Genomic DNA, 24,513 nt, shown 5'->3' on the forward strand with positions numbered 1-24,513 from the left:
TTTGTTTTGTGCAAACCGCACGCGAGACCGCGGGTGCAGCGCGCACCCGGTCTTCCCTGCGCCCTCTCATTTCGGGGGCATGGAATTTCTGGCAAAGCTCGGGCGCATCGCGTCGCGGGAATGCTAATGCGCGTTCAGTTGTCGTCACCCGCCCGAGTGCGCAATTGCGCACGGGGGGCGGGTGACCCAGTATTCCAGAGACGCCGATGAAAGAACCGAGAAGCCGCGGCGTACTGGATCCCCCGCTTTCGCGAGGGACGACACCTTCTCCGTACGTTCAGTTACTGCAGGACCATCAACGTGAACGGATAGACGTAAGCCTGCAGTGTTACCAGCCCGCCGACCAGGCACGCCAGCACGATCGAATGCAGGAAGACATAACGAAGGATCGAGCCTTCGTGGCCGTACCAGCTGGTCGCCGTCGAGGCGACGACGATCGATTGCGCGTCGATCATCTTGCCCATGACGCCGCCGGAGGAATTGGCGGCGGCCATCAGGATCGGCGACAGGCCCAGCTGCTCGGACGTGATCTTCTGCAGATTGCCGAACAGCACGTTGGAGGCGGTGTCCGATCCCGTCAGCGCCACGCCCAACCAGCCGAGCAAGGTGCCGAAGAAGGGATAGAGCACGCCGGTTGCCGCGAAGGCGAGACCGAGCGTGGCATCGACGCCGGACAGCCGCGTCAGCGTGCCGATCGCCAGCATCGCCGAGATCGTGATCAGCGAGATCGCGCACAGTTTGATGGTGCGGCCGTATTCCGCAATCATCTTCGCCGGCGAGAAGCTCATCAGGAAACCGGAAATGATCGCGGCGATCAGCATGCCGGTGCCGGTGAACGACAGATAGGTGAAGTCGAACAGCGCGGCTTCCGGTGTCGGCCTGGCGGCGACCGGTGGCACCTTGTTGATCAGGTTGTGCAGTTCGGGGACCTGATATTTCCAGACGAAGCTGGCGTTCGCCCAACTCTTGAACCCGCCATTGCCCCAGATCAGCATCACCACACAGACGATGATCCATGGCAGCAGCGCGCTCCACAATTCGCTTTGCGTGAGCGGCGTCTTGTCCATCGGCTTCGGCGTCGTCATGGTCGCGGCCGATTCATCCTTGCCGCGCAAGGCGGGCGACAACCAAAGCTCCTTGGGCTGCCACACTTTCAGGAACAGGATCAGGCATCCCATCGAAATCAGCGAAGCGCCGATGTCGACGATCCAGGGGTTGATGTAGTTCGAGATCACGAATTGCGGGATCGCGAACGAGACGCCGGTGACCAGAATCGCCGACCATACGTCTTTCATGCCTTTCCAGCCGGCAAAGGCCCACACCACCCAGAACGGCACGATCAGCGAGAACAGCGGCAATTGCCGGCCGACCATCGCGCCGAGAATATAGGGATCGAGGCCGGTGACCGAGGCCAGCCCCTGGATCGGCGTGCCCAGCGCGCCATAGGCAACGGGTGCGGTGTTGGCGATCAGCGACAGGCCGGAGGCTGCCAGCGGCGAGAAGCCGAGCCCGATCAGAACCGCGCCTGTGATCGCAACCGGCGTGCCGAAACCGGACGCGCCCTCGAAAAATGCGCCGAAGGCGAATGCGATCAAGAGCAATTGCAGGCGACGGTCGTTGGTGACCCCGCCGATGGCGCGCTTCAACAATTCGAAGCGGCCGGTCTCGACCGTAATGCGGTAGAGGAAAATGACGTTGAGGACGATCCAGCCAATCGGGAAGAAGCCGACCACCACGCCGAGCAGCGATGCCCGCACCGACATGCCCGCGGGCATATGGTAGATGGCAATGGTGACGATGTTGGCGACGATCAACGCAATGATGGCCGCGATGTGCGCCTTGACCTTGCCGCTGGCGATCAGCACCAGGAGCGTGACCACCGGCACGGCGGCGGCAAGCGTCGACAATGTCGCGTTGTCGAGTGGATTATAGACTTGATCCCACATGTTCGGATTCTCCCCGGATTATTATTGGGCACCCGGCCGTGTGGACGGTCTGGTGTGCCTGGCGCCTGCGGAAACGTTGCTCTCATCCGCGAGATCGGCTGCGGGTTCGGCAGCCGCCGACCCCCCTCACAACCTCGCGAAGTCCAGAGGTCCCCCGCCCCTCGCCATGACAGCCATGCTAGGGTCAACCCGGTAGCTGCGACAACCCGCCGCAGGCTACAAAATCTGCTACTTTAGTCCAGCAACCCTGATTCTTCTGTTCTTTCAAGCCTTTAAGGCCGCTTCCCGGAGACGACAATCTGTGAACAGCATCCGCTCGACGCTCGCGACCGTATGGCGGATCGCCGCTCCCTACTTCCGTTCCGAGGACAAATGGGCCGGCCGCGCGCTGCTCGCTGCCGTGATCACGATCCAACTGGCGCTGGTCGCGATCGACGTCCTCGTGAACCAGTGGCAGAATCGCTTCTTCAACGCGCTGCAGGAATACAATTGGGACGTCTTCGTCAGGGAGATCGGCGTCTTTTGTTTGCTGGCGACGTGCGCCGTCGTGCTTGCCGTCTACCAGCTCTACCTCAATCAATGGCTGCAGATTCGCTGGCGGCGCTGGCTGACCCGGCACTATCTCGGCGAATGGATGCACGGCGCCAAACACTACCGCATGCAATTGCAGGGCGACGCCGCCGACAATCCGGACCAGCGCATTGCCGATGACGTCAGGCTGTTCGTCGAGCGGACGCTGGATATCGGGCTGAGCCTCTTGAACTCGGTGGTGACGCTGCTTTCCTTCGTCATCATCCTGTGGGGGCTGTCGGCAGCAGCCCCCTTGCACCTGTTCGGCAAGGAATACGCCATCCCGGGCTACCTGGTCTGGGGCGCGCTGATCTATGCCGTCCTCGGCACGGCGCTGACGCAATGGATCGGCTCGCCATTGGTGCGGCTTGATTTCAAGCAGCAGCAATTCGAGGCCGATTTCCGCTTCAACCTGGTTCGGGCACGGGAGAACTCCGAGCAGATTGCGCTGTTGCAGGGCGAGCGCGCGGAGCGCCTGGGGCTTTGGGCGCGTTTCCACCATGTGATCGAAAACTGGTACGGCATCATGAGCCGGACCAAGCGGCTGACCACGTTCACCGCGAGCTATTCGCAGGCCGCGGTGATCTTTCCATACATCCTGGTGGCACCGGCCTTCTTCGAAAAGAAGGTCCAGCTTGGCGGCCTGACCCAGACAGCGTCCGCGTTCGGCAGCGTGCAGTCGGCGCTGTCGATCTTCGTCACGATCTACCGCACGCTGGCCGACTGGCGCGCCATCGTCGCCCGTCTCGACGGGTTTGAAGCAGCCATCGCGAGCGCCACGGCGCTGGAGAAATCGAGCGAATCGATCGACCTCGTCGCATCTCAGGGCGGCACGGCGATCGACCTGCGCGAGCTCACGCTGCGTCTGCCCAACGGCACGCCGCTGGTCTCGGCCGATGCCTTAAGCCTTCGCGGCGGCGAACGTACGCTGCTCACCGGCCCGTCGGGCTCCGGCAAGTCGACCCTGTTCCGGGCCATCGCCGGCATCTGGCCGTTCGGCAGCGGCTCGATCGCCATTCCGGCCGGCGCGTCTGTCATGATGCTGCCGCAGCGGCCTTACTTTCCGATCGGATCGCTGCATGGGGCGATCGCCTATCCCGGCGCAACCGAAACCTTCAGCGCCGATCGGGTCAGGGAAGCGCTCACGCAGGTCGGCCTGCCCAAGCTTGCCGGGCGGCTGGAAGAGGAATCGCACTGGAACCGGATGCTCTCGCTTGGCGAGCAGCAGCGCCTGGGGGTGGCGCGCGCCCTGTTGCACGCGCCGCAATATTTGTTCCTCGACGAGGCGACCGCCTCGCTCGACGAACCCTCGGAAGCTGCGCTGTACAATTTGCTCGGCTCGAAACTGCCGCAAACCACCATCGTCTCGATCGGCCACCGCTCGACGCTCGAGGCCTTCCACCAGCGCCACGTCGCCATGGTCCGCGACGGCGACCGGTTCACGTTGCGGGAAGCGGTCAACGCCCAGCCGGCGTAGCCTGATAGCCGTCCCGGACTACAGCCAGCGCCGCGGCCAGGGCTGGCGGCGGACCCAGCGATGCCAGACCAGCGCGAACGCGGCCAGCAGCGCCGCGCCCGCCAGCACCGGCACGAACAAGAACGTCCAGGGCAGATTGCCGGAAACCACCAGCAGCGGATTGATCCCCGCCGGCGGATGAAAAGTACCGGTCACATACATCGCAAGAATGGACAGGCCGACCGCAGCGGCCGCGGCCCAGGCATGCGGGCCCAGCAACTTCAGCACGGCGAGGCCGACCAGAGCGCTGACGACATGGCCGCCGATCAGCGCGCGCGGCTGCGCCGGCTCCGCTTCCGGCGATCCGATCACCAGTACGATCGAGGTCGCGAACGGAATGACCGCCAGCGGATATTGCGCGACGACCGAGAACCACTCCATGGCGCCGATCGCGAGCGCGCCGCCGAGGCCCGCGACCATCCCCGCCAGAACATTGCGGTGGCCGTGGCGGGAATTCCTCACATCTGCCGTGTGCCGCCAATCCCATTTCACCGGAGCCACCCCAAACGCAAAGGGGCGGCAGATCGCTCTGCCGCCCCCCGCATCTTCGAGAAGAAGATCTTACTTCAGGTTGGTCATCGCAGTCAGGTCAGCCGAGAGCTTGGCGATACCGGTCGCGCCGCACCAGCCGGAGCCGAAACCACCCGGGTTGATGGGCGTGAAGCTGCCGTCGAACCGAGCGGTGTGATCGCTGGTGAAGGCGTTGCAATCACCCTTGGAAAGGCTGGTGTCGGAGTAGCGCAGGTCCAGCGTGAAGACCTTGTAGGTGAAGCCGATGCCGACGTTCCAGGTGTTGTAGCTTGGCTCGGGAATGCCGTTCGGGAACGGTCCGCCGCCGAGCGGGCTGGCAATGGTCGTGCCGTAGAAGGAGTCCGAGGTTCCGAGCCACTGCCGGCCGAATTCGCCGGAGATGTACATGCCGACACCGCTGGCGCCGAAGGTGGTCGAGGGCGCAGTCCACTTGCCGGTGATCGACGCGTAGTTGCCCCAGGCACCGAGGTTCAGGAAGTTCGGCGAATAGTACTCGTTCAGGCCAACCGAGAACTGGTCGTTGAGGGTGATGTTGACCTTGGCAAAGCCTTCATAAAAGCTGGCGTTCTTCTTGGCGAAGTTGCCGTTGATCGGAAGGCCGCCGGTGACGGGATCGGAATTGCCGAACGGGCTGGCGGCGCAGCTCGCGTCCGATCCGGGAATGCCCGAACCGGGAATTGCGGCAGAGTTAAAGCACTGCCCACCCGGATAGAGGTAGCCCCACACACCGAAGTCGAAGGCGAACATGCCGAAGGTCGGACGGATACCACCGTAGATGTCGATTTCAGCCGCAGCGCGGTTGGGGAACGAAATGCTCGCGCCGGCAGCGCCGACATAGAGCTGCAGGTCCTTGGTCACGTTGTAACGCGGCTCGAAGTAGGCCGAGACCGAGGGCTTGTGGTTGGATTGCGTGATACCGCGGAAGACGTAGTTGCTGGCGAGCGAGCTGCCGAAGGCCAGATCCCAAGGATCGAACGCGACCGGCGGTGGGGCCTTCACAGCCTTGACGCGCAAGTCTGCCGCGAGAGCCGGAGCCGATACTATTGCCAGCGCCGTTGCTAACAAAGCCAGTTTCTTCATGACGATCCCCATCACCTTCTAGAACAGTCCCGTTCCGGTGGCCCCCCAGGGCAAGCGATAACCGACTGCAACCAAACTCAACTGCAATCTGGGACCTACTGTCATGGGCGTGAAGCAAAAAAGACAATCATCTGCCGCCTTTTTAGGCGTTCTGCCTGTTTCGGAAAATGTTGTCTGCGGGTGTTGCATTCCCACCACAAGTTTGGCGGTCTTCGTGTCCGTTAGGCGACATCTGGAACCGGCAAAACAAGGGTCAGCTGCCCGCTTGCCTGAACAGCGGCCGAATCAACAGCCTCCGTAGAAATCCGTGGTGAAATTGATCAGCGCCCGGCCGCAAGGAAAAAGCCGCAGCGGTGGACGCTGCGGCCTTCCGATAGATCAACCTTGACGGGCCGCGGACGAGCTAGTGCTGATCGCCGCCATTGGACGAGCCGGAGCCCCATGACGGGGTCGATGACTCCGAACTCGGCGTTGCCCAGCTCGGAGCGGGCGCAGCTTCGGGCTCTGGCGCCGGAGCCGCCACCGGGGCTGCCGGCTTGGGCGCAGCAGGCTTGGCGGCGGCTTTCTTTTTCTTCGCCGGGCTCTTCGCCACGGCTTTCTTGGCGGCCTTCTTGGCAGCCTTCTTGGGCGCTGCCTTCTTGGCGGATTTCTTTGCGCTCTTCTTCGAAGCCTTCTTGGCCGATTTCTTTGCCGACTTCTTGGCGGCCTTCTTCGACGACTTCTTCGCAGATTTCTTCTTCGCCGCTACCGCCTTCTTGGCCTTTTTAGCCTTCTTGCTTTTCTTGCTCTTCTTCGCTTTAGCCATCGTGGTCCTCCTGTTGCCGCTGGTCGTGTCAGTCGAGCGCTCGAATAGTCGGCCGATCGATTAGTTCGATGCCGGCCTTGTCAGTCCAGGTCCCTTCAATTCAGGTTTTGGACCTCCTGTCGCCCAATCGAGAAGCTCAATCGTGTGCACCACAGGAACTGACGTACCGCCGGCAATCTGCACCATGCACCCAATATTGCCCGCAGCGATCATGTCCGGTTTGACTGTCGCAATATTGGCGATCTTGCGATCGCGCAATCTGCTCGCAATGTCAGGCTGGAGAATGTTGTAGGTCCCCGCCGAACCGCAACACAAATGGCTCTCGGGTACATCTTTCACCACGAATCCATTCTTGGAAAGCAATTCTTTCGGCGCGTGCGTGATTTTCTGTCCGTGCTGCAGCGAACAAGCCGAGTGATAGGCGATGGTGACGTCGCCTTGCTGGCTCGATGGATGCAGATCGATGCCGGCGAGATACTCGGTGATATCCTTTGTCAGCGCGGATATTCGTGCAGCGGGGCCGGCGAATTCGCGGTCCTCGCGCAGCATGAAACCATAGTCCTTGATGACCGTGCCGCAGCCCGACGCCGTCACCAGGATGGCGTCGAGGCCACCTTGTTCCGCTTCGCTTTGCCAGACCGTGACGTTGGCGCGGGCGCGCGCCAGTGCGTCGCCGTCCTGCCCGAGGTGATGGGTGAGCGCGCCGCAGCATTGTTCGTCCCTAACCAGCACCACCTCGATGCCGTGGCGCGTCAGGAGATTGATGGCGGCCTGGTTGATGCGCGGCGCCAGCACCTGCTGGGCACAGCCCTGTAGCAGCGCGACCCGGCCCCGCCTGTCGCCAATGGCCGGGAAAACGCTGCCGGCGGCAGGTCCCGGCGCCGGCAGGCTGCCGGGCGCGAGCGCCAGCATCGCCTTGATCCGTCGCAACAAGGTGGGCGTCGCCGATGCGGTCTTCGGTGTCGGCAACAGGCCAGCGAACGGCCGGCCCAGCCGCGCCATGATCATGCTGGCGCGGAACAGACCCGGCCGCGGCAGCACAAAGGCCAGCACCGCACGCAAGGCCCGCTCGCCCAGCGGCCTGGAATAATCCCGCTCGATCCTGACCCGCGCCTGATCGACCAGGTGCATGTAGTTCACGCCCGACGGGCAGGTCGTCATGCAGGCGAGGCAGGACAGGCAGCGGTCGATATGCTTGACCACCTCCTTGGTCGGCGGCCGGTCCTTCTCCAGCATCTCCTTGATGAGATAGATCCGGCCACGCGGGCTATCGAGTTCGTCGCCGAGCAGCACATAAGTCGGACAGGTCGCAGTGCAGAACCCGCAATGCACACAGGCGCGCAGGATCTTGTCGGCTTCAGCGATGTCAGGATCGGCCAGTTGGGCGAGTGAGAATTCGGTTTTCATGTCGCGACCGCCCGCAGCAAGCGGCCCCGGTTGAGGATGTTCTTGGGATCGAAGCTCAGGCGGACGCGCTCGCTCAAGGCGGCCACGCCGCCGGATTGCGGATGGAACACGTCGACATTGCGCCGCACCAGTTCGGACGCCCGGACCAGCATCGCATGGCCGCCGGCGGCATCGACGCGCGCCCGCAGCAGGGCCGCCTGGGCGTCAAGCTTGGGCGGCAACGCCGCCCAGATCAGGCCGCCGCCCCAATCGTAGATCACGTCGCCGCCGGTGTCGCGCGAAAGCTGCTGGCCGAGCGCGCCGCCGATCGCCGGCGGACACACGATCCGCCACACCGGCCACGCCCCCAGCGCGCCTTGGGCCGCAAACGGCAGCACATCGCGGATCGAACTCCAGATCGCGGCCGAAACAGCGTCATGCAGCACCTCCACGGCGCCGAACGGCGCCAGCGTCTTGCCGAGCGAGCTGGCGCGGTCGGCGGCGGAAGCCGCGATGCCTTCCAGCCGCAGCAGGGTCGCCGCCTGCCCTGGCGCTCCGAGCCCGGCCAATGCGCCGGCCGCGGGCCGGAACGCCGAATTCGGCAGATGCGCCGCACCCGACACGTCGTAGGGCGAGCCCAGTGCCGCCGTCATCGCCCGGTTGGCGCTGACATCGTCGAGCCCGCGCAGCACCAGCGTGCGTTCGCTTTCGGGTTTCGGCATCACCTTCAACGTCACTTCCGTCATGACCGCCAGCGTGCCCCACGACCCCGCCAGCAATTTGCAGAGATCGTAACCGGTGACGTTCTTCACCACCCGCCCGCCGGTTTTGAAACTGTCGCCGAAGCCGGACACCGCATGCGCCCCCAAAAGGTGGTCGCGGGCGCCGCCGGCCCTGATGCGGCGCGGGCCGGCGAGGCCAGCGCCGATCATGCCGCCGATGGTGCCGGCGCCGGAGACACCGAGCAGCGCCGAGGTGTCCATCGGTTCGAACGCGAATTGCTGGTTCTTGCTGTCGATCAGCGACAGCACATCGGCAAGCGGCGCGCCCGCCTGCACCGTGACAATCAGCTCGTTCGGCTCATACGCGGTGACTGCGTTCAGCGCCGACAGTTCGAGCACGGCGTTGGTCGCCATCGGCTGGCCGACCAGGCGCCGGGATCCATGGCCGATGATCTCCAGCGGCTGCTCGCTGGCGATCGCTGCCCGCACCACCTGCTCGACGTCCTTGGCGTCACGTACTCTTGGGGTGTCCACCTGCGCCTGCTTCAAAATCGGGGAAGTTCGGGAAATGCCAGCCGGCCGCCGTGCACGTGCACGCGGCCAAGTTCGGCGCAGCGGTGCAGGGTCGGAAACACCTTGCCGGGATTGAGCAGGCCCTGGGCGTCGAACGCGCATTTCAGCCGCTGCTGCTGGTTGAGGTCGATCTCGCTGAACATTTCCGGCATCAGATCGCGTTTCTCGATGCCAACGCCGTGCTCGCCGGTGAGCACGCCGCCGAGTTCGACGCAGCAGCGCAGGATATCGGCGCCGAACGCCTCGGCCCGCTCCATCTCGCCGGGCTGGTTGGCATCGTAGAGGATCAAAGGATGCAGATTGCCGTCGCCGGCATGAAACACATTGGCGACGCGCAGATCGTATTTGGCCGAGAGGTCGCGGATGCGCGCCAGCGCCTTGGGCAGTGCGCCGCGCGGAATGGTGCCGTCCATGCAGAGATAATCAGGCGAAATCCGGCCCACGGCCGGAAACGCCGCCTTGCGGCCGGCCCAGAACAGGTTGCGCTCGGCTTCCGACGTGGAGATCTGCAGCGTGGTGGAGCCGCAGCCTTTGGCGATGGCCTCGACGCGGCCGATCAGTTCATCGACTTCGACGCCGGGACCATCGAGTTCGATGATCAGGAGCGCCTCGACATCGAGCGGGTAGCCGGCATGGACGAAGGTTTCGGCGGCGTGGATCGCCGGTTTGTCCATCATCTCCATGCCGCCCGGGATGATGCCGGCGCCGATGATGCGGGCGACGCATTCGCCGGCAGCCTCGACCTCGGCGAAGCCGACCATCAGCGCGCGGGCGGTTTCCGGCTTCTGCAGGATCCGCACCGTGACCTCGGTGATGACGCCCAGCAGGCCCTCGGAGCCGGTGATGATCCCCATCAGGTCGTAGCCTGCGTTCTCGGCCGACTTGCCGCCGATGCGCAGGATTTCCCCTGACATCAGCACGATCTCGCAGCCCAGCACATTATTGGTGGTCATGCCGTATTTCAGGCAGTGCACGCCGCCGGAATTTTCCGCGACATTGCCGCCGATCGAGCAGGCGATCTGCGACGAGGGATCGGGCGCATAATAGAAGCCGGCATGCGCCACCGCCTGGCTGATGGCGAGATTGGTCACGCCGGGTTCGGTCACCACCACGCGGTTGTCGAAATCGATCTCGCGGATCCGCTTGAATTTGCCGAGGCCCAGCAGCACGCCATCGGCCAGCGGCAGCGCGCCGCCGGACAGCGATGTGCCAGAGCCGCGCGGCACCACCTTGATGCCCTGTTCGAAGCAATATTTCAGGACTTTGGAGACCTGCGCTGTCGTGTCGGGCAGCACCACGACCATCGGCGGCTGCCGATAGGCCATCAGGCCGTCGGACTCGTAGGGGAGCATTTCGGCTGCGCTGTCGATCACGCCCTCACCCGGCACGATCCCCCGCAAGGCGGCCACAATGGCGTCGCGGCGATCCAGAACGGCCTGATCGGAAGCCGGCATCATAATGGCCATGCGTTTCCTCCAGGGCCTAGCGCGTTATCGATTTGTCGCGGTAAATCAAGCACGTCTGGGCGCATTTGGGTAGGCCACACCAATGTCGGATTGCGTTCCCCAAATCGTGAGTTCGCTCTCGGGCAAGCCCGCGATGCCGGAACCTGTCAAAGTTTCGTGGCTTGTCCAATCGGAACGAGCCTGCCAAAAGCAATCGACCTCTAGGGAAAGAGACGAAGAGCACCACATGAAAACACCGATCTTGGGTACGCTGGTTGTTGTCACCTCATTGATGGCCGTGTCGGGCGCGCTGGCGCAGGACGTCACCGCCGGCAAATCCTCGTTCAACAAATGCATGGCCTGCCATGCGATCGGCGAAGGCGCCAAGAACAAGGTCGGGCCGGAGCTGAACGGGCTCGACGGCCGCAAGTCCGGCACCACGGCAGGCTACTCCTATTCGGAGGCCAACAAGAATTCCGGCATTACCTGGAGCAAGGATGTGTTCCTCGAATACATCAAGGAGCCGAAGGCGAAGATTCCCGGCACCAAGATGGTGTTCGCCGGCATCAAGAACGAGAAAGAGGCGGGCGACCTCTGGGCGTTCCTTACGCAATACGACAAGGACGGCAAGACCAAGTAGCGGCTGTCCAGTATCGCGATTGCAGAGCTTCGGTTCTGATCGAATCAGAGCCGAAGCGCCCGCTTCTGGTTTGACGCGTTTTCTCGACGCGAACCACTATCCGCCCCCGGATCAGGTCCCAGGGCATGCTTCGCTCAAAAACGCTGCATGCTTCGCTCAAAAACGCTTTAGTTCGCTGCGGCCGCGGTGCTCTGCGCCATTCTGCTTATCATCGCTTCGATCTCGGAGATTACGAGATCAGGCACCGCGTTCTGCACCATGTGACCGAGGCCGGGCAGCACGATCAATTTGGCGTTGGGCGCAGTAGCCGCCAGCGGCCGCGAATGGATGTTGGTCGACACCGTCTTGTCGATATCGCCTGATATGATCGTGATCGGCGCTTTGATACTGGCATAGCGCGGCGACTGCTCGGCGACGGCCGCCTTCAGCGTCACCAGATCGCGCGCATTGGCGAGAAACTCGCGCGGGCGCAGCAGCAACGCGCTTGCGGTGTTTTCGACATATCCATCCGGGACCGCTTGCGGCAGGAACACGCCGCGGACGCCGGAATTGATGAGGAGTTTGCCCAGCGGCAGCGTAATCGTATAGGCCAGCAACGGGCCGATCACGGGCGTCGCGACGATCTTGTTGTAGCGTCCGACGCCGCCCGGCCACGGATAGGCCACCGGCGCCAACATCACCATGCCGGCGACGCGCTCCGGATAATCCAGCGCCATGCACGCGCCGAGCGCGCCCGCCCAGGAATGCACCACGAAGATCGCACGCCCGACACCGAGCTTGGCCAGCGCCTCGTCAATCATCCGTCCCTGAATTTCGGGCGTTGAGTCCTCAAGATTGGCGCGCGTGCTCCAGCCGTGGCCGGGACGATCGATCAGGATGACCCGATGGCTCTTCGCAAGCCGCTCACCCACCGGCTGCCGCATCACCTCGAAATTTGAACTGGCGCCATGCAGCATCACGATTGGAGGGCTGGCCGAATCGCGCGGGCCGATATCGACAGTATGAAGGGTCGCGCCGGTAACCTCGACCAGCCTGCCCTGGGCGGGATGGGCCCGCTGCGTCAGCCACACCCCACCCTGCGTGACCAACGCCAGCATCGCCAGCGCCGCCACGACGATCGCTATCACCATTGAAAATGTCCGAATGATCTTTGGCACCAACGAGATACGGCCGGAATGGATGCGGGTTTCGGGAGTTCTCCACAGTCCGCCCAACCCTGTGGATAGCGGGGTCATACTGCCGTCATTGGGCTTTTTATACAGTCACGCTAACACTTTCGCCATGTGTCGACGTGTTTGATCGAGGTGTGGCCGACACCTGAAACTTGTACCCAAAATCCACAGGAACGCAGGCGAAGACCACAAATTGTTCCACGGTACAATCGGAGGACTGCCCATGATTTCCGACGCAAATGAAGCGGCCATCGACCAGATCGTAGCGACCTGCAACGGCGACATGCGCGGCGCGCTGAAGGCGCTGCTGCTGGTCAATGAACAGCTGGAAGCCGAGCTGGCTCAGTTCTATGCGGCGGCAGGCCTCGACGGCATGGCGCGCGGCAGCAACGTGCTGCACTAGGACGTTACGCGAACCGGTATCCACCCCCGGATCAAGTCCGAGGGCCTGCTTGGCTTGAAAACGCCTCAGCCTGATCTGGTCAGACTTGTTTAGTCCGACTTGTCCCCATTCCCCGCACCGGAGGAAGGCTGTTCTAGCTTCGGGCAAGCGCTGAGGGTCGTGCGTGCGAGTTTGGCATCGTCGAGCGATCGATAGGGTCCGCTGCCGAACCAGATATTTCCGCCAACCTGCGCGTTGATCACCGGATTGCTGGTGACGATATCGCATTTGTTGGACGCGCGGTCGCCGACCACCCAATAGTCTGCGCCGAAAGCGCTCGTGCCGGCAGTGACCATCACCGCGCCGGCAAGCAGCAATGATTTCATGGCTTCGCTCCTGACAAGCTGACGGCCGATAATAATGCGTTGGCGGGAAACGTTCCGGCCTGTCCGGAAACAGGGTTAACCGCGACGGAGCACAGCGCTTCTGATTGAATCAGATATCGCGGCCCTCGACCTTTTCGGTCAGCGTCTTGACCAGTTCCGGCACCTTTTCGAGGTACGGATTGACCGCGAGCGCCTTGCGGAAGGCTTCCAGCGCGCGCTTTTCCTCGCCGAGGTCCTGCATGATCATGCCGAGCCCGGCCAGCGCCCCGAAATGGCGCGGTTCGCGGACCAGCACCTGCCTTATGTCCTCGAGCGAATGGGCGTAATCGTTCTTCAGATAGTAAAGCGTCGCACGCCTATTCCAGGCTTCGACATAATCGGGTCGCAGCTTGACCACGGCATCCAGCAGCTTGAGTGCGACGTCGGCCTTCTGCGCGTCCATGGCCGCCTTGGCGCGCACCATCAACAGCGCCGCGGTATCGCTCGGGGTCTGCATCCACAGCGCCCAGATCCGCGCCTCGACATGCTTGGCGCTGGCCTCGTCGGGCGCAGCCTTCAGCGCGCCGAACAGGAAATCCAGACCGCGCGTCCGATCGGCGCCGACCTTCGGCAGTTTGCTCGGCGCTTCCGGCAGCTTCTTCTGTTGCTTGGGCGGCGGGATGATCCGGGGATCGTTCTGGGCAAACGCCATCACCGGCACGGCTGTCATGACAGCGGCGACAAGGATCGCGATCCGGCAGGTGTGGGGTTGCAGGAATCTCAAAGCCATGGAGCAAGTCTAGACGCACAAAAACGCGCTGCAAAGCAGCACGTCGTCAAAGACCTGTGAAGCGGGACGGAATCGCGGGCGAAAAGCCGACCTCAGCCCTGACGGGCCTTGAAGCGGCGCTGCACCTTGTTGATCACGTAGACCCGGCCCTTGCGGCGGACCAGACGGTTGTTGCGATGGCGACCGCGCAACGATTTCAGCGAGTTACGGACCTTCATGGGACAATCCTGATGCGTTGAAAGGCCGTGATGGAGGCCGAACCTGCGCTACCCGAAAGTGGCAAAATGAGATTTTTCCCGCCAGCGGTCATACCGCCCGGGACGGGGCGGTTTCTAAGCCATCGCAGGGGAGAATGTCAATCAACCCAGCGAAATCCGGCCCACCTGCCTCGGGGGGCCGCTAGTCAGCTGATTCTCCAGCCATTTTTCTCGAGAATCCAGCGTCAATTAGCCTCAGATTTTGGCCCCGGTGCCAGGGCGAACCCGTATAAGAGGAATCGCTCGCTTGCGTCGCCGACGACGCCTCCCCGCAGAATGGAACTAACCTCCTTATGACGACCGCTCCCCGGCCGACCATCAAGACTGCGGTACTGACCCCTGACGCCTCGATTAACCTGCCCCCAAGCGCCAGGCTGCTGCTGCCGGCCGGCGTGCTGCCGTATCAGCTCAACTGGCCCTACATTCTGGGGATCGGCGCCTACCACGCCTTGGCACTGCTGGCGTTGCTACCAGGCTATTTCAGCTGGAGCGGCCTGATCGTCGCGATCGTGGGCACGCATCTGTGCGGGCTGTTTGGCATCAACCTTTGCTACCACCGGCTGCTCACCCATCGCGGCCTGAAATGCCCGAAATGGCTGGAGCACGCGATGGTGGTCATCGCGATGTCCTGCCTGCAGGAAACGCCGGCGCGCTGGGTCGCGATCCACCGCCGGCATCATCAATTCGCCGACCAGCAGCCGGACCCGCACAGCCCGCTGGCAAGTTTCTTCTGGGCCCATATCGGCTGGATCCTGGTGCATCAGCCGGAGCTGTCGCGGCTCGGGATCTACGAACGCTACGCCAAGGACATTTTGCGCGACCGCTTCTATGTCGCGCTCGAACGCCACAACTGGCTGGTCTGGATCAACCTGATCCAGATGCCGCTGTTCTTCGCCGCCGGCTTCGCGATGGCCTGGCTGTTCGGCGCGGCGCCGGCCGATGCGGCCCACACCGGGCTCAGCATTCTGCTGTTCGGCGTCTTCGTGCGCACGGTGCTGGTCTGGCACATCACCTGGGCGGTCAATTCGGTGACGCATGTCTGGGGCTACCGCAACTACGAGACCGACGAGGACAGCCGCAACAACATGATCGTCGGCCTGATCTCGAACGGCGAAGGCTGGCACAACAACCACCACGCCGACCCGCGCTCGGCGCGCCACGGTCACCGCTGGTGGGAGATGGACAATACCTGGCTCACCATTCGCTTTTTGGCGTGGCTCGGATTGGCGACCGACGTGGTGCCGCCGAGCAAGCATCTCGCAAAGCAGCCAGCGGGAAGCAAGCTGACCACGCGCGGCTCGACGGGCGTTCCGGCCGAGTAGACATTCCACTCAACGCGGCTTGTGCTCCCAACAAAAATATCGAAAACAACCCCATGCAAAGAAAGGAACCCCTTGAAAAGAAAGGGGTCGCTGGGATGGATATTTGCCGCGAAAAACACTTTGACACGTCGGGCAAATCACCGGCACGAATATAGCATTCCGCAATTTGAACTGCTCATGGCCATGCCAATCCGCTGTTGGCGCGGTTGCAGGCCAAAGAATTCCGACAATCAAACTAGCGTTCCGACAATCCCGCCGCCATCAGCGCCTGTCTGATCCGATTGCGGGCTTCGATATAAGCGGGGCTGGTATTCTTGGTCGGGATTCCGAGGTTGCTCGCCGTCGTACCGGGCCGCAGGGCGTGCCCCTGGGCTATGGCCGCTTTCGCCTCGTCCGACCGGCCCAGTCGCTGGTACGCCGCGGCCAGCAGAAAGAGCGGACGCCCGGATGCCGGCGTGATGGCGATGGATCGCTCCAGCCAGGGCAACGCTTCTTCGTCGCGGCCCATCATCAGGTAGCTCACACCCGCGCCGAGCAGCCAGGTCCAGCGCGACACCAGCGGCGTATCGAACCGGTCGGCTTGCTTGAAGGTCGCCAGCGCGTCCTCGAACCGGCCAAGCGGAAGTTGCCCGAGGCCCATGTGGTACAACGCCATTCCGTTCCAGGGGTCGAACGCCAATGCCCTGGCGCACACCACCAGGCTTTCGACAAATTCATTGGTCGCGTTGAGGAAGCGGCAATAGGCTTCGAGCACCGGAATAGAGCTGGGCCTGCTTCGCAGCGCGCGCTCCAGCATCGCCTTGGCATTCTTCTCCGCCGCCGCGGCGTCCGCCGGGCTGTACCAGACCATCTGGATGCCGCGCAGTTGCAGCGCGGCGAGCGCGACCTGGATGTCCACATTGTCGGGATGATCGCCGAGCGCTTTTTCCAGCATGCTCTGCGCCGCCGCGAAACGCTCCTTGCTGGTCTGGTTGATCTGGGCGGTGGCCTGCTCGACCACGCCCTTTGCCGCGCCGTCGGCGGGGACCGGTGGGCGCGCCTGCATCAGCTCATTGAGGCGTCCCGCGAGCAGATGGCCAAGGCCCGCCGCGAGCCGCGATTGCTGCAAGGCCAGGTCCGTCTCGCCGATCGCGACCGAAACCGGCGCCGACCAGACCACTTCCTGGGTTGCGGTCCGGGTCAGGCGGGCGCGCAGTTCCCATGTCGGGCCGGTGTTCTGCAATTCGCTGCTCAATATGAAGTCCGCTTGCGCCGCGCGCGCCGAGGCCGTCTGGGGCGAATCGGTGCCCGCTTCCGGCATCACGACGCGGATATTCTCGATCTTCGCCAGTCCGTCAGCGAGGCGGATCCTAACGGCCGCCGCCGTCGGGACGGTGTCGGCTTCGGAGCCGGTGATCGGCATGACGGCGATGGCCGGCGGTCTGGATTTGAAGAGGCCGGGGCCAAACATCGGCGCCGCGATGGCAAAGCCGAACGCGGCGCCGAGCACCGCGACGGCGGCGAGCGCTGCCGGGCCGCGCCGGACAAAGCGAGGCCATCGTGTTTTCGCGAGCTCAGCCTCAGCCGCCGCGTTGGCGACCGGTTCCGCGCTGTCGGCGTCAGCGGCAACCGCGCCGCCGGCGGGTTCGCTCGTCACGGGCTCGCTCGTCACTTGGGCGTCGAGCCTGTAGCCGTGGCCGGGAACCAGCTTGATCAATTGCCGCCGATCGTCACCGAGCGCCGTTCTCAACTCGCGAATGCACTTGAACAGGCTGTCGTCGCCGACATGGACGTTCGGCCAGACCGCCTCCATCAACTCCAGCTTGCTGAGGGCGCGTCCGGCGTTGGCGGTAAACAGCGTCAACATCGCGAAGGTTTGCGGTCGAAGCTTGATGGCTTCGCCGTCGGGCCCGCGCAGCTCGATTCGCGCCCGATCCAGTTCAAAGCCAGCAAAACGGAGCACCGTGCCTCCCCCGGGACGTCTGATGCGGCAGCAAATATCAGAAATGCTCACCAGACCGCAAACACAACGCGAATGTCAGAAAAGGGTCAGAAAAGCACCCGCCCCGCGTCAGGACACAGACACTGCCTGCGAGGCACCCTCGACGACAACAATATTGGGGCCGTTGCGACGGAACTCGCAGCGCGGGACGAGGGGCTATGGTTTTGGGGAACTTCAAAAGGCCAGCGGACACCGTCCGCCGGTTGCGGACCGTCCTGCTGGCGTCGTCGGGGTTGTGCCTGGCATCGGCGTTGCCGGCGGCGGCGCAGGACGCCACGTGGAACTTCGCACCCGGCAGCGGCGACTTCAACACCGGCACCAACTGGGACACCGGCACGGTGCCGACCGGCACGGCGTCCTTCGGCCAGTCCGGCACCACCGCCCTGACGCTCTCCGCGGCCACCACCGTTGGCGGCTGGACCTTCACGACCCTCTCTTCGGCCTACAGCTTCACGACCAGCTACACTCTCCAGTTCACCGGCGCCGGCATCGTCATCAATGGCGGCAGCGCCGCCATCACCAGCAACTTCTTCTTCGTGGAATTCTACAACAGCAGCACGGCCGGCGGCGCCAGCATCACCAACAACTCCGGCGCCGTGTTTTTCAACAACGACAGCATGGCCGGCAGCGCCACCATCACCAACAACTCTAGTGTGTATTTCAAAGACTCCAGCACGGCTGGCAGCGCCAGCATCACCAACAACCATTTCATGCTATTCAGCAACACCAGCACGGCCGGCAATGCCAACATCAACAACACCGACAACATCAACGGCCTAAAGTTCTTCGACTCCAGCACGGCCGGTAGCGCCAGCATCACCAACAGCGGCACCCTGAGTTTCGAAAACAGCAGCACGGCCGGCAGCGCCAGCATCACCAACAGCGGCACCCTGAATTTCACCTTCAGCAGCACGGCCGGCAGCGCCACCATCGCCAACAATGGCAGCATGTATTTCTACGATAACAGCAAGGCCGGCAGCGCCAGCATCACCAATTCCGGAAATTTGTTCTTCAACCACTCCGGCACGGCTGGCAGCGCCAGCATCACCACCAGCAATTTAATGCAGTTCAGCGACGACAGCACGGCCGGCACAGCCAACATCACCAACAGCCATGATATGTTTTTCTACAACAACAGCAACGCCGGCGCTGCCACCATCACCAACAGCGGCGGCCTGAGTTTCAGCGACAGCGCCTCGGCTGCCAGCGCTGGTATCACCAACACCGGCGTCATGCATTTCAACAACTCCAGCACGGCCGGCGCTGCCACTATCACCAGCAGCGGCAACGTGAATTTCAACGACAGCAGCAAGGCCGGCAGCGCCAGCATCACCAGCAACGGCGACGTGAATTTCAACAACACCAGCACCGCCGGCGCTGCCACCATCACCAGCAGCGGCAACCTGTATTTCAACAACAGCAGCTCGGCCGGCAACGCCAAAATCACCAACACCGACACCTTGTTTTTCAACGACTCCAGCACGGCTGGCGGCGCCAGCATCGTCAACAACGTCTCCACCGCTTTCTTCGGCAGCAGCAAGGCCGGCACCGCCAGAATCACCAACAACAACACCGGCGGCATGGGTTTCAACGACAGCAGTTCCGCCGAGAACGCCACCATCACCAATAACGGTCTGTTGACGTTCAGCGCCGATAGCACGGCGGGCAATGCCACCATCACCAACACCAACCAGTTGACGTTCTACTCCAACACCACGGCCGGCAACGCCACCATCACGAACAGCGGCAACGTGCTGTTCGACGGAAACTCGACGGCCGGCAACGCGCAGCTGATCAACACCGCGCCCGGCGCCGTCATCAATTTTTTCACCCCCGGCCCGGCCAGCGACGGCAGGATCAGCGCCGGCTCGCTCGCCGGCAACGGGCGCTTCGACCTCAACGGCGCAGAACTGACGGTTGGCGGCAACAATCTGTCGACCAACGTCACCGGCGTGCTCACCGGCACCGGGATTGCCACCGGGACATCGCTGATCAAGACCGGCACCGGCACGCTGACGCTGTCGGGCACCAACACCTATAGCGGCGCGACAGAAGTGAACGGCGGCACGCTGGCGGTGAACGGCAGCATTGCCGCGTCGAGCGGCGTCACGGTGAACAGCGGCGGCACGCTGGGTGGCACCGGCATCGTCGGGGCGACGACGATCGCCAGCGGCGGCAGGCTTGCGGCCGGCAATTCGATCGGCACGCTCACCGTCAGCGGCAACCTGACCTTCAACGGCGGCGCGACATATGCCGTCGAGGTCTCGCGGAGCGCGGCTGACCGCACCAACGTCACCGGCATCGCGACGCTGACCGGCGCCACCGTGCAGGCCATCGCCGTGCCCGGCAGCTTCAGGGGCCAGACCTACACCATCCTCAATGCCACCGGCGGACTTGGCGGCACGCAGTTCGCCGGCATCACGACAAGCGGCAGCTTCGCGCCCGGCGCGCGCAATCCGCATTTGACCTACGACACGAATAACGTCTTTCTCGTGCTCGACCCCGGCACGATCGTGCTGCCGCAAGGTGCAAGCGCCAACCAGTCAAGCGTGGCGGGCGCCATCAACGCCGCGGTCGAGCGCGGCGCAACCCCGCCGGCCGGCTTCGACGCGCTGCTCAACATGAGCGGCACGCAACTGGGCAATGCGCTCGGCCAGGCATCCGGCCAGCCCGGCGCCTCGACCGCGCAGGCCGGCTTCACCGCCACCGGGCAGTTCATCAATGGTGTGTTCGATGGCGCCTTCGGTGACGGTCCCGGCCAGGGTGGCGCGACAGGCTTCGCACAGGAATACGATAACGCGAATGCCTATGCCGCCAGGCGCAACGTCTCGCGCGAAGCGAAAGAGGCCTACGCCGCCGTGACGCCGCGCGACCGGCGTGCGCCATCGCTCGAGCAGCGCTGGAATGTGTGGGCCTCGGCCTATGGCGGCAACAGCCGCGTCAATGGCGACACGGCCGCGGGCACCAATACCACGACCAGCCGCGTCGTCGGTGCCGTCGCCGGCGCCCTCTATCATTTCACGCCGGACACCCAGGCAGGTTTTGCGCTCGGCGGCGCCGGCTCGAGCTTCGATATCGCCAATGGTTTTGGCGGCGGACGCGCCGACGCCTTCAACGCGGCGGCCTATGCCAAGCATGTTTGGGGCGCGGCTTACGTGGCCGGCTTGCTCGGATATTCCTGGCAGGACACCAGCACCGACCGTACCGTGACGATCGCGGGCATCGATAAACTGCACGCCTCGTTCCAAGCGCAGGCGGTGGCCACGCGTCTCGAAGGCGGCTGGCGTTATGCCACGCCCATGGCCGGCATCACGCCCTACGCGGCGTTGCAGGCCACCACGTTCTATCTACCAAGCTATAGCGAGACCGCGACCTCCGGCAGCAACACCTTCGCGCTCAACTACGACTCCAAGACCGTCACCGCGACGCGCAGCGAGCTCGGTGCGAAATTCGACAAGGCGATGCTGGTGCAGGGCGGCGTCTTCACGCTCAAGGCCAGGGCCGCGTGGGCCCACGACTGGAACACCGACCGCAGCGCCACCTCGACCTTCCAGACGCTGCCCGGTGCCACCTTCACCGTGAACGGCGCACAGCCTTCGGCCAACGCCGCGCTGGCCTCGCTCGGCGCCGAAATGAAATGGCACAATGGCTGGTCGGCCGCCGGCCATTTCGATGGCGAGTTTTCCCGCACCACCGCGGGCTACGCCGCCAAGGGCAGCGTCAAATACGCGTGGTGAAGCAGAGAACCCGGTTATGTCCGCTCATGGCGGACTTCGCAGGCCGCCCGCCCATGCGATTGATGTGTTCGCGCGAGCAAAAATGAAGGCTTCAGCGGGTCGGGCTCCTGACCAGCGCGCACTTGCTCTCGGACAGCGGCCACACCGTCTCCTCGGGCGGAATCGAGCGAACGATCTCGAAATAGTCCCACGAATAGCGGGATTGCTCAGGCTTCTTCACCCGCGCCAGATACATCGTGCGCGTGACGCGGCCATCGTCGCGGATCTGCGCGTTCTCCGAGAAGACGTCCTCGACCGGAATCTTGCGCATCTCGGCGGCGACCTTATCGGCATCGTCGGAGCCGGCCTTGGCGACCGCCTTGAGATAGTGGCGAACCGCGCCGTAGACGCCGGCATGCAGCATCGAGGGCATCATCCCGGTCCGTGCCATGAACGCCTTTGACCAGCTGCGCGTCGCTTCATTCGCGTCCCAGTAGGAGGCGGTGGTGAGATAGGTGCCCTGTGTCGCCTTCAATCCGAGGGCATGGACGTCCTGAAGGAAGAAGATCAGCGCGGCGAGGTTCTGACCGCCCTGCACAAGTCCGAACTCTCCGGCCTGCTTCATCGTGTTGGTGGTGTCATTGCCCGCGTTGGCGATGCCGATGACCTTCGCGCCGGAGGACTGCGCGCGAAGCAGAAAGGAAGAAAAATCCGCCGTGTTGAGCGGATGGCGCAAGGCGCCCACGACCTTGCCGCCGGCGGCTTCGATCACTTTGGTCGCATCGGCCTGGAGCTGGTGCCCGAATGCATAGTCCGAGGCGAGGATAAACCAGGACGTTCCGCCCGCCTTCACGACCGCCGAGGCGGTCCCGTGCGACACCGCGTAGGTGTCGTAGGTCCAGTGGAATCCGTAAGGCGAGCACTGTTCGTTGGTGAGCGCCGTGGTGCCGGCGCCGGAATAAAGCGCGATCCGCTTCTTCTCGCGCGACGCATTCTGCACCGCGAGCGCGACGCCCGAGTTCGGCACGTCGACGATCGCATCGACGCCCTCCACGTCAAACCAGCGTCGCGCGATCGAGAGGCCGATGTCGGCCTTGTGCTGATGGTCCGCCGAGATCACCTGCACGGGCTTGCCGAGCACGGTGCCGCCGATTTCCTCGACCGCCATCTCGGCGGCGGCAACCGACCCCTTGCCGGTGATATCGGCCGTCACGCCGGCAAGATCGGTGAGAACGCCGAGCTTGACGACATCGCCGCTGATCTGGGCCTGTGCCGCGGCCGGCAGCAATGCGGTCAGGAGTGCAACGCCGAGTACCTTCAGCCTCATCTTGGATTTCCTTCCCGTATGCGTTTTCTGGTGGTCTTTTTTTGGTGGTCTTGCGTCAGCAATTGTTGGCGTCGAGCCAGCCGAGAACCATCGCGGCGAGTTCGTCGCTGTTGTCCTCGATCATCATCATGTGACCGTTGCCGCGGATGCCGCGCTCCGGCAGCCATACGAACTCCGCGCCGAGATAGAAGGCGGTCGCCTCGTCCACCTCGCGGGGATGGCGCGCGTCGTGATCGCCGGTCACGATCAGAATCCGATGCCCTTTCAGGCTGGAAGGATCGCTGATCCGCAAGCCGCGTCCGCCGATGTTGAATCGCTCGTTGAGGATGCGCGCGCTCTCCGGGACGATCGAACGGCGGTAGTTCTCGAAGGCTGGGCGCGGAAAGCGCGGCGCGTTGGCCCAATAGGCGGCGGCGAATTCGGCGCCGAACCACACGGGGCTCTCCTCTCCGGAATAGACCGGGCAGCCCGCGCGGGCGTCGTCGCGCAGCTTCAGAATGGCTGTGGGATCGTCGGGCAGGTCTGCGAGCAGGTTCGCGGGCGGTCCCGGCGCGATGGCGACGACGGCCAGCACCAGATCGGGGCGCTGCTCCACCATCCACCACGCCATCGGTCCGCTGGCCGAATGCGCCAGCAGCACCGCGGGCCCGACCCGTTCCAGAAGTCCGAGCAGCGCGCTTGCGACGTCTTGCGTGCCAAGCCTTGCAAAGTCCGGCCCCATCGGCGAGCGGCCGTGGCCCGGCCAGTCAGGCACGAAGACGCTGCGGCCCGCGGCGGCGAAGCATGGCGCCCAGCCCGGCCGCAAGTCCGGCGTCGCCAGATAGCAGGCGCCGGTATGGCCGCCCCCATGCACCATGACGACGGGCGGCTTGCCCGGCACGCGCTGAGCCGGACGGACGTGATCGACATAGATGGGATGGGCTGCAGTTCCCGCGTAGAAGGCAGGCGGCGCATTGTCCCATGACCAAGGCATGAATTCTCGCTGGGCCGGCACGGCGTCCATGCCACCCTCCCTGTCGCTCGCATTGATCTTTCTTGTTGTCCGGCAATGCTAAGGTGGCACCGATTCTGATGCAAGGCGAAAGTCACAGATGAGACTAAAAAAGTCACATATAAGACTATCTAGACCGAAGGCCGCACCGGCCCGCACCGCGCATCGGGGCATGGCCGGCGAGATCGCCGACGTCCTCGGCGGCACCGAGATCAAGATCGCCTACAAGATGGGTTACGTGCTGAACTTCTACCGCGAGCCTTCATTCCGGAAGATCGAAATGGAGTTCGGCCTGACGCGCCCCGAGATCGTCACGCTGATCTTCCTGAATTTTCGCGAGGGCGTGACCGCGAGCGACATCTGCGAGTATTCCGGCCACCTCAAGGCGAATATCAGCCGCGGGATCATCGCGCTCGAGAAGAAAAAACTGTTGCGCCGCGAAGCCGACAGCACCGACAACCGGCGCCAAATCCTGTTCATCACACCGGCCGGCCGCGCGCTCTATGCGCAGTACATACCGGCGTTGCGCGAGCGCGAGCATACGATGCTTGCGTGCCTCACGCAGCCGGAGCGCAAGGCGTTCGAACGCCTGCTCGACAAGCTCGCCGGCCATGTGCCGCTCTGGGCGGCGCTCGGTGAATTGTGAGGTGGCGCGCTGGTGCATCACCCCAGAGCCTTTTCCGTTTCGATTGAATCGGAACGGGGCTCTAGATTCTTGATTTGACGCGTTTTCTCGACGCGAACCGGGATCCACTTCGCCGGAAACGCGGACGCGCAGCCGCGGACCGCCGAACCGATGACGTCCGTTTTTGGGAGCAGAGCGGACCTCGCCAATGCAGGCGTTGACTTCCGCAAATGACCCTGGCTGTGTGAAAACGCCGCTGCTTTGCTATGATTCTCTCGTGATTCTGCGGGGGAAGCTGATGCGGCGCTTCGTTGAGCAGGCGGATCGTGGGCAGTGGACGCTATTGCCCGAATGCCTTGATGATTTCATTG

At 63.6% G+C, this 24,513-nt stretch carries 20 protein-coding genes; 7 read left to right on the forward strand and 13 right to left on the reverse strand.

Going from position 1 to position 24,513, the window contains the following annotated elements; all coding sequences use genetic code 11:
- Positions 1-281: 281 nt before the first annotated feature.
- The gene (locus JQ567_RS36765) at positions 282-1,946 is read right to left on the reverse strand and encodes an L-lactate permease (RefSeq protein WP_212443349.1); all 1,665 of its coding nucleotides are present in this window, start codon (positions 1,944-1,946) and stop codon (positions 282-284) included.
- 301 nt (positions 1,947-2,247) lie between these two features.
- Here JQ567_RS36765 and JQ567_RS36770 point away from each other — a divergent pair, with 301 nt between their 5' ends.
- A complete protein-coding gene (locus tag JQ567_RS36770; RefSeq protein WP_212443350.1) occupies positions 2,248-3,993 on the forward strand; it encodes an ABC transporter ATP-binding protein/permease in 1,746 nt (581 codons plus the stop codon).
- 18 nt (positions 3,994-4,011) lie between these two features.
- On the opposite strand, the gene JQ567_RS36775 is transcribed toward JQ567_RS36770, so the two are convergent.
- Positions 4,012-4,494 carry an HPP family protein gene (locus JQ567_RS36775; protein ID WP_312017523.1) on the reverse strand — a complete coding sequence of 161 codons (483 nt, stop codon included), beginning with the start codon at positions 4,492-4,494 and terminating at the stop codon, positions 4,012-4,014.
- 99 nt (positions 4,495-4,593) lie between these two features.
- A complete protein-coding gene (locus JQ567_RS36780) occupies positions 4,594-5,643 on the reverse strand; it encodes a TorF family putative porin (protein ID WP_212443351.1) in 1,050 nt (349 codons plus the stop codon).
- A 422-nt stretch (positions 5,644-6,065) separates the two neighbouring features.
- On the opposite strand from JQ567_RS36780, the gene JQ567_RS36785 reads away from it, so the two are divergent.
- Entirely contained in the window at positions 6,066-6,512 is a 447-nt protein-coding gene (locus JQ567_RS36785; RefSeq protein WP_212443352.1) for a hypothetical protein, read from the forward strand.
- On the opposite strand, the gene glcF is transcribed toward JQ567_RS36785, so the two are convergent.
- From glcF to JQ567_RS36800, 3 genes are read right to left on the reverse strand one after another with little or no spacing between them, the layout of a single operon-like run.
- Entirely contained in the window at positions 6,509-7,855 is a 1,347-nt protein-coding gene (glcF, locus tag JQ567_RS36790) for a glycolate oxidase subunit GlcF (protein WP_212443353.1), read from the reverse strand. The two genes, JQ567_RS36785 and glcF, sit on opposite strands and share 4 nt — an antisense overlap.
- Entirely contained in the window at positions 7,852-9,090 is a 1,239-nt protein-coding gene (locus JQ567_RS36795) for an FAD-binding protein (protein WP_212443354.1), read from the reverse strand. Before JQ567_RS36795 ends, glcF begins: the two co-directional genes overlap by 4 nt.
- Positions 9,091-9,101: 11 nt before the next feature.
- Positions 9,102-10,595, reverse strand: a complete 1,494-nt coding sequence (locus JQ567_RS36800; RefSeq protein WP_212443355.1) for an FAD-linked oxidase C-terminal domain-containing protein — start codon at positions 10,593-10,595, stop codon at positions 9,102-9,104.
- 226 nt (positions 10,596-10,821) lie between these two features.
- Between JQ567_RS36800 and JQ567_RS36805 the strand changes: the two genes are divergently transcribed.
- Complete coding sequence (locus JQ567_RS36805; protein ID WP_212443356.1) at positions 10,822-11,214, forward strand: cytochrome c family protein; 393 nt, start codon at positions 10,822-10,824, stop codon at positions 11,212-11,214.
- A 167-nt stretch (positions 11,215-11,381) separates the two neighbouring features.
- On the opposite strand, the gene JQ567_RS36810 is transcribed toward JQ567_RS36805, so the two are convergent.
- Positions 11,382-12,344, reverse strand: coding sequence for an alpha/beta fold hydrolase (locus JQ567_RS36810; protein ID WP_212443357.1), 963 nt, complete (start codon positions 12,342-12,344; stop codon positions 11,382-11,384).
- Between the two features lie 265 nt (positions 12,345-12,609).
- Here JQ567_RS36810 and JQ567_RS36815 point away from each other — a divergent pair, with 265 nt between their 5' ends.
- Complete coding sequence (locus JQ567_RS36815) at positions 12,610-12,789, forward strand: hypothetical protein (protein ID WP_212443358.1); 180 nt, start codon at positions 12,610-12,612, stop codon at positions 12,787-12,789.
- 89 nt (positions 12,790-12,878) lie between these two features.
- Here JQ567_RS36815 and JQ567_RS36820 read toward each other — a convergent pair whose 3' ends face one another.
- From JQ567_RS36820 to ykgO, 3 genes are all read right to left on the reverse strand, one after another.
- A complete protein-coding gene (locus tag JQ567_RS36820) occupies positions 12,879-13,154 on the reverse strand; it encodes a hypothetical protein (RefSeq protein WP_212443359.1) in 276 nt (91 codons plus the stop codon).
- A 109-nt stretch (positions 13,155-13,263) separates the two neighbouring features.
- Positions 13,264-13,923: a tetratricopeptide repeat protein gene (locus JQ567_RS36825; protein WP_212443360.1), complete on the reverse strand. Its 660-nt coding sequence runs from the start codon at positions 13,921-13,923 to the stop codon at positions 13,264-13,266.
- Positions 13,924-14,015: 92 nt separating this feature from the next.
- Positions 14,016-14,141: a type B 50S ribosomal protein L36 gene (ykgO, locus tag JQ567_RS36830; protein ID WP_002718645.1), complete on the reverse strand. Its 126-nt coding sequence runs from the start codon at positions 14,139-14,141 to the stop codon at positions 14,016-14,018.
- A 332-nt stretch (positions 14,142-14,473) separates the two neighbouring features.
- On the opposite strand from ykgO, the gene JQ567_RS36835 reads away from it, so the two are divergent.
- Complete coding sequence (locus tag JQ567_RS36835) at positions 14,474-15,502, forward strand: fatty acid desaturase (protein WP_212443361.1); 1,029 nt, start codon at positions 14,474-14,476, stop codon at positions 15,500-15,502.
- A 235-nt stretch (positions 15,503-15,737) separates the two neighbouring features.
- On the opposite strand, the gene JQ567_RS36840 is transcribed toward JQ567_RS36835, so the two are convergent.
- Complete coding sequence (locus JQ567_RS36840) at positions 15,738-17,444, reverse strand: winged helix-turn-helix domain-containing protein (protein WP_212443362.1); 1,707 nt, start codon at positions 17,442-17,444, stop codon at positions 15,738-15,740.
- A 242-nt stretch (positions 17,445-17,686) separates the two neighbouring features.
- Here JQ567_RS36840 and JQ567_RS36845 point away from each other — a divergent pair, with 242 nt between their 5' ends.
- Complete coding sequence (locus tag JQ567_RS36845; protein ID WP_212443363.1) at positions 17,687-21,220, forward strand: autotransporter domain-containing protein; 3,534 nt, start codon at positions 17,687-17,689, stop codon at positions 21,218-21,220.
- A gap of 91 nt (positions 21,221-21,311) precedes the next feature.
- On the opposite strand, the gene JQ567_RS36850 is transcribed toward JQ567_RS36845, so the two are convergent.
- Together JQ567_RS36850 and JQ567_RS36855 are read right to left on the reverse strand one after the other, a co-directional pair.
- The gene (locus tag JQ567_RS36850; RefSeq protein ID WP_212443364.1) at positions 21,312-22,526 is read right to left on the reverse strand and encodes an ABC transporter substrate-binding protein; all 1,215 of its coding nucleotides are present in this window, start codon (positions 22,524-22,526) and stop codon (positions 21,312-21,314) included.
- Positions 22,527-22,581: 55 nt separating this feature from the next.
- On the reverse strand, positions 22,582-23,529 hold the full coding sequence (locus JQ567_RS36855; protein ID WP_212443365.1) for an alpha/beta fold hydrolase: 948 nt from the start codon (positions 23,527-23,529) through the stop codon (positions 22,582-22,584).
- A gap of 160 nt (positions 23,530-23,689) precedes the next feature.
- Here JQ567_RS36855 and JQ567_RS36860 point away from each other — a divergent pair, with 160 nt between their 5' ends.
- Entirely contained in the window at positions 23,690-24,163 is a 474-nt protein-coding gene (locus JQ567_RS36860; RefSeq protein ID WP_249165971.1) for a MarR family winged helix-turn-helix transcriptional regulator, read from the forward strand.
- Positions 24,164-24,513: the final 350 nt, after the last annotated feature.

Origin of the sequence: Bradyrhizobium sp. AUGA SZCCT0431, assembly GCF_018131065.1 — a bacterium.
Taxonomy (GTDB): domain Bacteria; phylum Pseudomonadota; class Alphaproteobacteria; order Rhizobiales; family Xanthobacteraceae; genus Bradyrhizobium.